Genomic DNA, 12,380 nt, shown 5'->3' with positions numbered 1-12,380 from the left:
CCTGTGCCCGACGCTGAGGATTGACGGGCAACGAGCTTATTATGTGCAGGTGAAAGTCGAGGATGCTCTGCAAAGCAGGGCGATCGAGCCTGAGGTGAACATAAGTCACCACGGCTCATATTCGTGCTTATGCGGAGATGAGCATAAGCACGAGTATCTCCCTCGCGGGTCTCATTGAGACCCGCCTGTTCCTGCCGCTGGCGACCTGTCGGCCGCAAGGGAAGCTTCGCCGCAGCGCTCTGCTGCAACTTTTGTCAGTTGCGCGCTGCGCCCTTGCCCCCTCCGCTCTTCGCGACGGGACAGAGGTGGCCCGCAGATTGCGGGAGTGAAGGAAGGACGGCCGCCGTGCAGCCGAAGAAAATATGAAACGAGATGAACTAGAGGCGCTGCGCGCCAGGGTCAGTTGTGAAGCGCTGCTGGAACGAGCTGGATATGAAGTCGATCTGAAGGAAAGCACCCGTCGTGCCGTCAAATACCGACACGGTGGCAACATCATTATTGTGACCCATCATGGACGAGGCTGGTTCGATCCACTGGGTGACGAGAAGGGTGACGTGTTCGGCCTCGCGATGTTTCTGGAAAAGACCCCGTTCCCAGCTGCCGCGGAAGCTGTCGCAGCGCTGGTCGGGTTTCAGCTTTCCCGGCCAGAATGGCGTCCGTCGCGGTCTTCGGTGGCAAACGAGGCCATTGGTGACCGTTGGCGATGCCGGCGCTCGCCTCCGCCCGGATCGGGCGCGTGGCACTATCTGTCTTGGGAGCGCTCAATCCCGCCTGCTATAGTCCGGCAGGCCATTCGGGAAGACATACTGCGGGAAGGACCTTTCGGCAGCATTTGGGCGGCGCATGTTGATAGCCATGGCCGAGTGGTCGGCTGGGAAGAGCGAGGGCCCGAATGGCGCGGGTTCTCAACCGGGGGCTCCAAGCTTCTGTTCCGATTGGGTCCGAGCGACGCTAACCGCCTTTGCATCACCGAGGCCGCGATCGATGCGATGAGCCTCGCAGCGCTCGAGGGTTTACGCGAGGGTACGCTCTATCTCAGCACCGGCGGCGGATGGTCACCGGCGACCGATGCCGCGCTCCGCGAACTCGCTGTACGACCAGAGCTGACACTGGTGGCTGCGACGGATGCCAATTCCCAAGGGGACGTCTACGCAGAGCGATTGCGTGCGCTTGCCGAGGCATGGGGTTGCGACTGGCAGAGGCTACGTCCGCCGGCGGACGACTGGAACGAGGTTCTGAAAACCAGGGAAAAGGAGAGAGGGGAAAGGAAATTGGAGAAGAAGATGAGGCCTGCCGCATGCGCGTCGGCCGCATCAAGGGAAGCTTCGCCCAGCCAAGGCCGGCCCTTGACCCGTCCGGACGCGAGGCCGGCCGCTCGGGAGGGGTCATGAAGGACTGAAGAGGATGGTGAGGTCGAAACGACATCGCTGCCTTTCGTCCCCAAACTTCGAAAGGACAAGCAGATGAGTTCGATATCCCTCCCCCGCAAAGTGTTTCAGGGTGTGGCCAAACGCGCCGACATGTTCCGGATGTTCGATCGGCACGCCAAGCGCCCAGATCGTTTTGATGGTGATCAGTCGGCCACCTATGCCGGCGAGTGGTTCGAAATCGACGAGACCTCCTACACTTACATGCTCGAGATCCTTCCGCCACTCTGGATGCGGGGACCGATCTTTGCGATGTGCGAGTTCATGACCGGTTCCGTGACCTCGGTATTCTACGCGATCCATATCGATGACGCCGTCCGCTATTTCCACACCTACTGCGACCTGTCCGATCCGAACTCGGTCGAGGCGATGCGCTCGGCAATCGTCGATCGCGAAACTCGGCCGGTGCGGGCGATGAGCCGGGAGGAGCGGCTCGAACATATCTGGAGCACCACCGCGGACGACTATCGTGGTTATGCTGGGCCTCGCTGGCCAAAGCCGGTCCAGGGCCATCGCACGGTCATGCTTTATGGCGGCAAGGAAGGGACGTTCCTGAAGCTGCTCGATACGCTGACCGACGACGAAATCGCGGCCAAGCTGCCGGTGCATCTGCGCCACCTTCCCACGGTCCTTGCGGCCTAAGCCAGAACCAATCCCTACAATCCGGGCACTGCAGCCGGTCGCATCCTCGACCGGACGCTTTCGCACGCCCGCTTTCCAAAGGAGCCTTTCCCATGAGCAACGATCCCTTCACTTTCGACATATTCGGCAGTTCAGCCCTTTCCTCCGGCCTCGGGCTTGGTGTGACCGCGTTTGGCGGTTTCTCTCCCGATGCCGCCAATGATGACGACCCGGATCCCACTCCGCCCGCATCGGCCCCTGCCCTCCCCGTCATTCCCGCGGCTGTTCGGCGAGCAGGGTCTCGGGCGAACTTCTATCTTGATGGCGACCGCGCGTTGGGCGCCACCTGGAAGGATCGCGCCCGCACCAATGTCGCGGCGATCCTCGTCGCCGACGGCATCGCCAAGCAGGACCGACCGGCAACGCCGAAGGAGCAGGCGCAGCTGATCCGCTTTACCGGCTTCGGCGCCGGCGAGCTGGCCAACGGTGTGTTCCGCCGGCCGGGCGAGGTTGATTTCCGGCAAGGGTGGGACGACCTCGGCTCCTCGCTCGAAGCTGCGGTCTCGGAAGCAGAGTATGCGTTGCTTGCCCGATGCACCCAATATGCGCATTTCACGCCCGAGTTCATCATTCGGGCGATCTGGGTCGGGATCGCAAAACTCGGCTGGTGCGGCGGACGGGTGCTGGAACCGGGTATCGGCACGGGTCTGTTCCCTGCTCTCATGCCGGACCGCTATCGCGACGCGGCCTATGTCACCGGTATCGAGCTCGATCCGGTCACGGTCCGTATAGTCGGCCTGCTGCAGCCGAAGGCCCGGATCATCAACGGCGACTTTGCCCGCACCGATCTGGCGCCGATTTACGATCTCGCCATCGGCAATCCGCCCTTTTCCGATCGCATAGTCCGCTCGGACCGCGCCTATCGATCGCTCGGCTTTCGCTTGCACGATTACTTCATCGCCAGATCCATCGACCTGCTGAAGCCCGGCGCGCTGGCCGCATTCGTGACCTCGCATGGGACGATGGACAAGGCCGATACGACGGCGCGCAAACATATCGCCAAATCGGCCGATCTGATCGCGGCGATCCGCCTGCCCGAGGGCAGCTTCCGCCGCGATGCCGGCACGGATGTCGTCGTCGACATCCTCTTTTTCCGCAAGCGGAAGCCGGGCGAGCCGGAAGGCGATCAGATGTGGCTGGATGTCGATGATGTCAGGCCGGCCACCGACGATGAAGGCGCCATACGCGTCAACAGGTGGTTCACACGCCACCCCGACTTCGTCCTCGGCACTCACGCGCTGACGTCGGGGCCGTTCGGCGAGACTTACACATGCCGGCCTCGCGATGGCGTGGATCTCGAAGCGGCGCTTGGCGCTGCCATCGATCTTCTGCCGGCCGATCTCTACGACGGCGAACCCACGCCGATCGATATCGATCTGGAAGACGAACTCGCCGAGATCGTCGATCTGCAGCCGAAGGACAGGCCTGTTCGCGAGGGCAGCTTCTTCCTCGACCGGGCCAAGGGCCTAATGCAGATGCTCGACGGCGAGGCCGTGCCGGTCACGGTCCGCAAGGGCCGCACCGGGGATGGTATCCCGGAAAAGCACATCCGGATCATTTCAAAGTTGATCCCGATCCGCAATGCGGTGCGCGAGGTGCTGAAGGCGCAGGAAACCGATCGTCCGTGGCGTGATCTGCAGGTTCGGCTGCGGATCGCCTGGTCGAGTTTTGTCCGCGACTTCGGGCCGGTCAACCACACCACCGTTTCGATTCAGGAAGACGCCGAAACAGGCGAGGTCAAGGAAACCCATCGCCAGCCGAACCTTGCACCCTTCCGTGACGACCCCGATTGCTGGCTGGTGGCGTCGATCGAAGACTATGATCTGGAGACCGACACGGCGAAGCCAGGTCCAATCTTTTCCGAACGTGTGATCGCGCCGCCAGCGGCCCCGACCATCACATCGCCTGCCGATGCGCTCGCCGTTGTGCTGAACGAACGCGGCCGTGTCGATATCGACCATATCGCCGAGCTGCTCCACAGCGATCCGGCTGACGTGGTCGACGAGCTGGGCGCGGCAATCTTCCATGACCCGGCCGATGGATCGTGGCAGACAGCCGACGGGTATCTTTCCGGAGCAGTGCGCACCAAACTGGCCGCCGCGCAGGCCGCGGCCGAGCTCGATCCAACCTATGAGCGCAATGTCCGCGCTCTGACCGATGTTCAGCCGGCAGACTTGCGTCCCTCCGACATCACTGCGCGTCTTGGCGCGCCATGGATTCCGGCTTCCGATGTCGTCGCCTTCGTTAAGGAGAAGATGGAGGCGGACATCCGCATCCACCATATGCCGGAGCTCGGGTCCTGGACGGTCGAGGCCCGTCAACTTGGCTATAGCGCCGCCGGCACGTCCGAATGGGGCACCAATCGCCGCCATGCCGGCGATCTGCTCGCCGATGCGCTCAACAGCCGGGTCCCACAGATCTTCGATGTGTTCAGGGACGTCGATGGCGAGCGGCGTGTCCTCAATGTCGTTGACACCGAAGCCGCGCGCGACAAGCTGCAGAGGATCAAGCAGGCGTTTCAGGACTGGGTCTGGAGCGATCCCGATCGCACAGACCGGCTGGCGCGGGATTACAACGACCGCTTTAACAATATCGCGCCTCGCAAATTCGACGGCTCCCATCTGAAACTTCCCGGCGCCTCTGGCGCCTTTGTTCTTTATGGGCACCAGAAACGTGGCATCTGGCGGATCATCGCCGATGGCTCGACCTACCTTGCCCATGCCGTCGGCGCCGGCAAGACGATGACGATGGCCGCCGCCATCATGGAACAGCGCCGTCTTGGACTGATCGCCAAGGCGATGCTGGTCGTGCCGGGCCATTGCCTGGCGCAGGCGGCCCGCGAATTCCTGGCGCTCTATCCCAATGCCCGAATACTCGTCGCCGACGAGACGAATTTTACGAAGGACAAGCGCGCCCGGTTCCTGTCGCGTGCAGCGACCGCGACCTGGGACGCGATCATCATCACCCATTCCGCTTTCCGCTTCATCGCGGTTCCCTCCACCTTTGAGCAGGCGATGATCCAAGATGAGTTGCAGCTCTATGAGGATCTGCTGACCAGAGTCGACAGCGAGGATCGCGTCTCGCGCAAGCGCCTTGAGCGGTTGAAGGAAGGTTTGCAAGAGCGTCTGGAGGGACTCGCCACTCGCAAGGACGACCTGCTGACCATCTCCGAGATCGGCATCGACCAGATCGTCGTCGACGAGGCGCAGGAGTTCCGAAAGCTTTCCTTCGCCACCAACATGTCGACGCTGAAGGGCATCGATCCCAATGGGTCGCAGCGCGCCTGGGATCTCTATGTCAAATCCCGCTACATCGAGACACGCAATCCCGGCCGGGCGCTGGTCCTCGCCTCCGGTACGCCGATCACCAACACGCTCGGAGAAATGTTCTCGATCCAGCGCCTGCTCGGTCATGCCGCCCTTGCTGAGCGCGGGCTGCACGAGTTCGATGCTTGGGCATCCTGCTTTGGCGATACGACCACGGAACTGGAGATCCAGCCATCCGGCAAATACAAGCCGGTCAGCCGCTTCTCCTCCTTCGTCAACGTGCCCGAGCTCATCGCCATGTTCCGGTCCTTCGCGGATGTCGTCATGCCGGACGATCTCCGGCAGCATGTGAAGGTTCCGAACATCTCGACTGGGCGCAGGCAGATCCTGACGGCCAAGCCGACGGCGCTGTTCAAGACCTATCAGCAGATGCTCGATGGCCGGATCAAGGCGATCGAGAAGCGCGAGGGTCCGGCAAAGCCCGGCGACGACATCCTGCTCTCGGTCATCGCCGATGGCCGCCATGCCGCAATCGACCTGCGCTTTGTCATGCCTGCGGCGGACAATGAGGCGGACAACAAGCTCAATCTTCTGGTCCGCAATGCCTACCGGATATGGCAGAAGACTGGCGAGGCCATCTATCGCCGCTCTGATGGCAAGGATTTCGATCTGAAGGGCGCCGCCCAGATGATCTTTTCTGATCTCGGCACGATCAATGTCGAGAAATCGCGTGGCTTCTCGGCTTATCGCTTTATCCGCGACGAGCTGGTCCGGCTTGGCGTGCCCGCCGCGCAGATCGCCTTTATGCAGGACTATAAGAAGACCGAGGCCAAGCAGCGGCTGTTCGGCGATGTCAGGGCCGGCAAGGTCCGCTTCCTGATCGGCAGCTCCGAAACAATGGGCACAGGCGTCAACGCTCAGCTGAGGCTCAAGGCCCTCCACCATCTCGATGTGCCGTGGCTTCCCTCGCAGATCGAACAGCGCGAGGGCCGGATCGTGCGGCAGGGCAATCAGCATGACGAGGTCGATATCTTCGCCTATGCCACGGAAGGAAGTCTCGACGCCAGCATGTGGCAAAACAATGAGCGCAAGGCCCGGTTCATCGCGGCCGCCTTGTCCGGCGATACCTCGATCCGGCGCCTCGACGATGTCGGTGAAGGCGCAGCCAACCAGTTCGCCATGGCCAAGGCCATCGCATCTGGCGACGAACGCTTGATGCAGAAGGCTGGACTTGAGGCCGATATTGCTCGGCTCGAGCGCCTGCGCGCCGCCCACGAGGACGACCAATATGCCGTTCGCCGGCAGATGCGCGATGCCGAGCGTGACATCGAGGTCTCGACCCGGCGCATCGGCGAGATCGGCAAGGACATTGCACGCCTGCGGCCGACGACTGGCGACGCCTTCACGATGACGGTGCTCGGCCAGAGCCATACCGAGCGCAAGGAGGCCGGTCGCGCGTTGATGAAGGAGATCCTCACACTGCTGCAACTCCAGCAGGGAGGAGAGGTTCATCTGGCGACGATCGGCGGCTTCGATCTGGTGTATGAGGGGGAGCGCTTCGGCAAGGGCGATGGCTATCGCTTCGAGACGCTGCTCCAGCGAACCGGCGCGGAATACGAGATCGATCTGGCGATCACGGTCACGCCGCTTGGTGCCATCTCACGGCTGGAGCACGCGCTAAGTGGCTTCAACGAAGAGCAAGGCCAGTATCGCAGGCGGCTCGAAGAGGGTGAGCGCCGGTTGAATTCCTATAAATCGCGGATCGGTAGCGCCTTTCAGTTCGCCGAGGAACTCGGCGCGAAAAGGAGACAGCTTCGCGAGATCGAGGAAGAACTGGCTGCTTCCGCCATTGCTGAAGCAGGCCAGATCGCCGCATGACAAACGTAAGTCCAGGCCGGTCTTGCGGCTTGGTCCTGCTCCCGCCATAGCTTTCGCCAGATGGCGGGGGCCGATACTTGAAAATCCTCAACCCCGATAATATCTGAGGATCACTTCCCGTTCAGATGATGTCCTGTCGCCGCTATCGCGGTGGCTTTCGATGTCGTCCGGGATCGGTAAAAGGGCGCTCCCCCTCGTGGGTCGAGCGCCCTTTTTGCGTTTCTGTTTCCAGCCGAGGTCTTCACGTGCAGTTCGGGCCGCTGCGTGCCCGCGTCGGTTCTTCAAGAGAGGGAACGGAAGAGAAGGAGGAGGGAGGAACCGGTCGCCGATCGGTCCTCCTGCCGCCGCTGTCGCTCAACCGCCACCTGCGACATCCCGGCCACTCGTCCTTCGCAGGGCTGTAAGCCCCGCTTGTCTTTCGCGGCAGGGATGCTCGGTCGCAGTTGCGTCAGTCCGGCCGCTCGGCGGTCCGGGAGGTGTCTTCGAGAAAAAATGAAGACAGGAAGGGCTGGCAAGGCGCCGGTCCGGAACTCTCCCGAAAGGAACAATCCCATGCAGATCATGAAGGTTGACCCGCGCGCTCTGAAGGAAAACCCAGACCGGATGCGTCAGTCGAAGTCGTCGCCACAGGCCGACGCGCTGATGCTGGCGACAATCAAGGCGGTCGGCATCGTCCAGCCGCCGGTGGTCGCGCCGGAAGCCGACGGTGGAAACGGCTATATCATTGATGCCGGCCATCGCCGCGTCCGGCTTGCGATCGCCGCCGGCCTCGAAGAAATCGAGATCCTGGTCGTGGATGCGGCCAACGACAATGGCGCGATGCGCTCGATGGTCGAGAACAGTGTTCGTGAAGCCCTTAACCCGGTCGACCAGTGGCGCGGTATCGAACGGCTCGTAGCCCTCGGCTGGACCGAGGAGGCAATCGCCGTCGCTCTCGCCCTTCCCGTCCGCCAGATCCGAAAGCTGCGCCTTCTCGCCAACGTCCTGCCGGCGATGCTCGAACAAATGGCCCTAGGCGATATGCCGAACGAGCAACAGCTGCGTGTGATTGCGGCCGCTGGCCAGGTCGACCAGAAGGAGGTCTGGAAAGCCCACAAGCCTAAGAAGGGCGACACCGCGCCCTGGTGGCAGGTTGCCAATGCGCTGACCAAGAAGCGCATGTATGCCAAAGATGCGAGCTTTGGCGATGATCTCGCTCAGGCCTACGGCATTGAATGGGTCGAGGATCTCTTCGCGCCGGCCGACCAGGATGGTCGCTATACCACGAATGTCGAAGGGTTTCTCGGTGCGCAACATGAGTGGATGACAAGCAACCTGCCGAAGAAGGGCGGGATCGTCGAGGTCAACAGCTGGGGCCAACCGGAACTGCCGAAGAAGGCTTCTCAGGTCTATGGCAAGCCGTCCAAATCCGACCACGCCGCGATGTACCTCGATCGCGACGGCAAGGTGCAGACTGTCCACTATAGAATGCCGGAAGCCGCTAAGCCGAAGGGTGCTGCAGGTGAAGGCTCTGTTGGTGGCGGTGACGACGCAGATGCGATCGTTACGCCGAAGGCGCGGCCGGATGTGACCCAGAAGGGTCATGACATGATCGGCGATTATCGCACGGATGCGCTGCACGATGCGCTCGGTCGCGCGCCGATCGAGGACGACATGCTGATGGCGCTGATGGTGCTCGCCTTTGCTGGACAGAACGTCCGTGTCGACTCCGGTGCGGACGGGACCTTCTATGGCGGAAAGCGCTTCTCACGGCATGCAATCGGCTTGTTCGATGAGCATGGCAAGCTCGCCTCCGATCAGGATGCGCTTCGGGTCGCCGTTCGCTCTGTGCTGATCGATGTGCTCTCGTGCCGCCGTGGCATGTCGAACAGCGGCATGGTTGCGCGCATCGCCGGTGAGGCGATCGGCGCCGACGAATTCCTGCCGAACATGGGCTCGGAAGACTTCCTCTTGTGCCTGTCGCGCCAGGCGCTGGAAGCGGCTTGCGCCGAGGCCTCGGTTCAGCCGCGGCAGAAGGTCCGTGAGACCCGCGCAGCGCTGGTCGAGCATTTCGCAACTCAGCACTTCGTCCATCCCGCGGGCCGCTTCGCGCCGCCGGCCGACGAGCTGCTCGACTGGATCCGCGCAGGTGCAGCCACTGAAGTCATCGGCTCGGGTGGGCATGAGGATGACGACGGTCATGATGAGGAGCAGGAAGGCCACGCCGGCGAAGAAGCGGATCACGACGATCCGCACGGCACCGATCTCGGCTCCGTGGACGAGCACGATCAGGATTTCGATCAGAGGGCGGCAGCATGACCGCCCTCAAATCGAACCCAGCACCACCCACCCCCGATCTTTCGGGGGTGGAGTTTGCCACAAGCGCGGACGGCATGCCTGTCGCCCGCATTGATGATCTCGTCCTGGGCATGGTCACGTCGCCCAGCGGCTTCGCATTCCTTGCGAGTGCAGTCTTCGTTCGCCGGTCTCTGGCAGAGCTCACGCGCGCCGATTTCATCGGGCACGACGGCCGGGTGGGTGACGAGGCCGAGTTCCGGAGGCGCGTCGCGGACACGGCAGGTCACAAACGCGATCTGGCGAAACTAAGCCGCGTGCAGACGCGCATGTCGGCAAGCACGCCCTGGGGCGGCTCGCAGATCGCAGTCATCTATGCCGAGGGCGTCGTCGCCCATAGTACGGCCGGCCATGGCGGCTTTCACCTCTCTTCCGACCGGAATGCTAAAGTCCATCCGCAGCTGCGGAAGGAGACCCCCTGGTACGAGGAGGACAACGAATGGGCGATCGTGGCGCTCAGCTTTCCGGACCTGTTCACCGGATATGAGCGGGCCGCGGCCGAAAAGACCATCCGCAATACCTGGCCGGATGCCTGGGAGGCAATTCACGGTGCCAAGCTGGTCGAGGGCGAAAGCTGGGCCAAGGATCGCAATGCGTTCGATGACCGTCATGCTACGGACTACATCGTCATGTCGGCAATCTTCTCCGGTCAGCACCCCGGAATGACCGAGGTTGTGGCTGTTCTCGGAGGTAACCGACGGACTGACGTTGATGAGCGTCGCTTCCTTGTTCCGAGCGACGAGTATGCCGGGCGTGGCCGGTTTGGCTTCGTCATCGATCCAGTTCGTCATGCTGAGTATCATGGGCCGTCTTCTTTCGTCGGCTGGCGAGGCCGGGAGAATGGGTCATGATCGACGTCCTCGCCCCGAAACCGCTGGCGAAGGCAATCGGCGCCCGGTGTGAGACCCAGCGGCATCTCGATTGTCTAAACCGGCAGATTGCAGCGCGCGCCGGCCGGCAGGCGATCACGGTGAAGGTTCGGAGCCGGGCGCGACGCCGATCCGGTCCCCGTCTGTATCATCAGGAGCTTGTCGACCGCCTGGCCTTCGAACGGTGGGGCGAACTCGACACGCTCGCATCACGGCTGGCGGTGCAAGAGCAGATCATCGACGCGCTCGAGCATTGCGGTGATGCACCTGTTTCGCCAGGAGCGAGATAGGAAGACCTCTAGCGGGCTTTGCATTCGGCGGGTCTGTTCATCTTGCGGCCATCTCATCTCCCAGGATTGCGGGCTCGGCCATGTCGTCCCCCGTTAGCGTGCATCTGACGTCGGAGCCGTGCCGGACTGCCCTTCTTTTTGTTGCGGTCTGAACCGGCGGCCGGTCGTTTCAAGGCCGCTTGCGCGCCGCGGGGCGGCCGATCCAGTCTCTCTGCGCGAGGGCAGGCCCGCGGGCTGCTCAGGTCAAGACCTGCTGGCCCGCAAACCTGCCCTGCTGGTTCAGCTGGATCGAACCTGTGAAGCCGCCCGTCCCTTGCCGGTTCTGGTCGTCCGCATCGAAGGGCAGACCGGCACGGGCCGGAACCGCTTCGGCAGCCACGGAAGGAACAGACATGGCCAAGCCCGCCACCCCCAATCGCTCCACCGCCCGATCGGCACAATCGCGCCGCGGCACCACCCTCGAAATGGTCCGCCTCTCCTGCCCGGACGCCGTCCAGGCACTCAAGATCGCCGAAAGCTTCAGCACGGCCATCGTCGACAGCGATGGCATCCGCAGCCTGCATGAGCGGCTGATCGTCGAGACCGCCGAAAGCCTTTCCGAAGGCCTGGGCGAAAAGGCGATGCAGATCCATTTGCAACGGATCGTCGGGGCCTTCGTCGGATCAGCGCATGGCGCCGGACAGTTCTACTCGCGCGCCGTCACCGAAGCGCGCGACGCAACGGCCAAGGCATCGAACGATGCTCGCGACGAGGATCTCGACGGTCCGGTCGGCTATGACAGCGGCGCCCAGCGCAAGCGGGAGTTCGCCGCCGACATGGGTGTCCAGTCCCATGCGCTGCGGATGGCGGCCGAGGGTGCGGTGGCCGCCTACGAACAGGTCGTCGGCGAGACCTGGAAGCCCTTCGACCGGCCGGTCGAGAACCCGGGCGCATCGCTCGACCGCAAGGCAGCCGAGGCTCAGATGGCGGCTTTCGGATGACACCATGGCGGGGTCAACCCCGCCCTTTTTCCTTTACCACGAGGCTGGCGCCTGAAAGCGCCGGCCTTTTTCCCATGTCGAGAGTGAAAGCTGGAGACGTGCCTGTCGCGGTCCGTCCCGCTCGGCGGTCCTGCAGGAGCCGGGCGCCCATGCAACGGCTTTGCCGTCCTCCACGCTGTTGCGGCCGTTCCGGTGCATGGGCTCGACCTCCGGCCCCTGACTTCGGACCTCCGTGACGGACCGCGACAGGCGCGGTCTGAAGAGAAGGAGATAGAAGTTATGACCAGGAAAACGGAAGCGGATCGCATCGACATTTACACGCGGATCACCGATCGGATTGTCGAGGATCTCGAGCAGGGTGTCCGCCCCTGGATCAAACCATGGAGCGCCGCCAATACCAGTGGTCGGATTGCCCGGCCGGTACGCCACAACGGGTTGCCCTATTCGGGGATGAACGTGCTCCTGTTGTGGTCGGAACAGGTTTCGCGCGGTTTCTCCTCCTCGATGTGGATGACATTCAAACAGGCTGTGCGACGTGAAAGTCGCATGAAAGGAGTGACCCATGGGTCCATGAGTAGTGTTCAACTCTGTCGCCACTTTCCCCATGCGACGTCGGTAACGGCGTGGTGTGAAGCGGGAATGAAAGCCCAAGATG

Annotated in this window: 9 protein-coding genes; 8 read left to right on the top strand and 1 reads right to left on the bottom strand. The window is 62.8% G+C overall.

The window, feature by feature from the left end; translation table 11 throughout:
- The first annotated feature begins 362 nt into the window (after window positions 1-362).
- The 6 genes from DEM27_RS33030 (at window position 363) to DEM27_RS33000 (ending at window position 10,745) form a co-directional block, all read left to right on the top strand.
- Window positions 363-1,391 (top strand): DUF3991 and toprim domain-containing protein, encoded by a 1,029-nt coding sequence (locus DEM27_RS33030; protein ID WP_109462467.1) that lies wholly within the window; start codon window positions 363-365, stop codon window positions 1,389-1,391.
- Between the two features lie 72 nt (window positions 1,392-1,463).
- The gene (locus tag DEM27_RS33025; protein WP_109462466.1) at window positions 1,464-2,069 is read left to right on the top strand and encodes a DUF1419 domain-containing protein; all 606 of its coding nucleotides are present in this window, start codon (window positions 1,464-1,466) and stop codon (window positions 2,067-2,069) included.
- Between the two features lie 92 nt (window positions 2,070-2,161).
- Window positions 2,162-7,252, top strand: coding sequence for a DEAD/DEAH box helicase family protein (locus DEM27_RS33020; RefSeq protein WP_109462465.1), 5,091 nt, complete (start codon window positions 2,162-2,164; stop codon window positions 7,250-7,252).
- A 552-nt stretch (window positions 7,253-7,804) separates the two neighbouring features.
- Window positions 7,805-9,550, top strand: a complete 1,746-nt coding sequence (locus DEM27_RS33010; protein WP_109462463.1) for a ParB N-terminal domain-containing protein — start codon at window positions 7,805-7,807, stop codon at window positions 9,548-9,550.
- Window positions 9,547-10,437: a DUF7007 domain-containing protein gene (locus DEM27_RS33005; RefSeq protein WP_109462462.1), complete on the top strand. Its 891-nt coding sequence runs from the start codon at window positions 9,547-9,549 to the stop codon at window positions 10,435-10,437. Before DEM27_RS33010 ends, DEM27_RS33005 begins: the two co-directional genes overlap by 4 nt.
- Window positions 10,434-10,745, top strand: coding sequence for a hypothetical protein (locus tag DEM27_RS33000; RefSeq protein WP_109462461.1), 312 nt, complete (start codon window positions 10,434-10,436; stop codon window positions 10,743-10,745). Before DEM27_RS33005 ends, DEM27_RS33000 begins: the two co-directional genes overlap by 4 nt.
- A gap of 238 nt (window positions 10,746-10,983) precedes the next feature.
- On the opposite strand, the gene DEM27_RS34310 is transcribed toward DEM27_RS33000, so the two are convergent.
- Window positions 10,984-11,139, bottom strand: a complete 156-nt coding sequence (locus DEM27_RS34310; RefSeq protein ID WP_165823736.1) for a hypothetical protein — start codon at window positions 11,137-11,139, stop codon at window positions 10,984-10,986.
- Between DEM27_RS34310 and DEM27_RS32995 the strand changes: the two genes are divergently transcribed.
- Together DEM27_RS32995 and DEM27_RS32990 are read left to right on the top strand one after the other, a co-directional pair.
- Window positions 11,138-11,725, top strand: coding sequence for a hypothetical protein (locus tag DEM27_RS32995; RefSeq protein WP_109462460.1), 588 nt, complete (start codon window positions 11,138-11,140; stop codon window positions 11,723-11,725). The genes DEM27_RS34310 and DEM27_RS32995 overlap by 2 nt on opposite strands.
- A 279-nt stretch (window positions 11,726-12,004) precedes the next feature.
- On the top strand, window positions 12,005-12,380 hold a 376-nt coding region (locus tag DEM27_RS32990; RefSeq protein ID WP_128755627.1), incomplete at its 3' end, for an ArdC-like ssDNA-binding domain-containing protein.

Source organism: Rhizobium album (assembly GCF_003122325.1).
Lineage (GTDB): Bacteria > Pseudomonadota > Alphaproteobacteria > Rhizobiales > Rhizobiaceae > Metarhizobium > Metarhizobium album.
The sequence above is the reverse complement of the archived record's forward strand: the minus strand, read 5'-3'. Positions and strand labels throughout refer to the sequence as shown.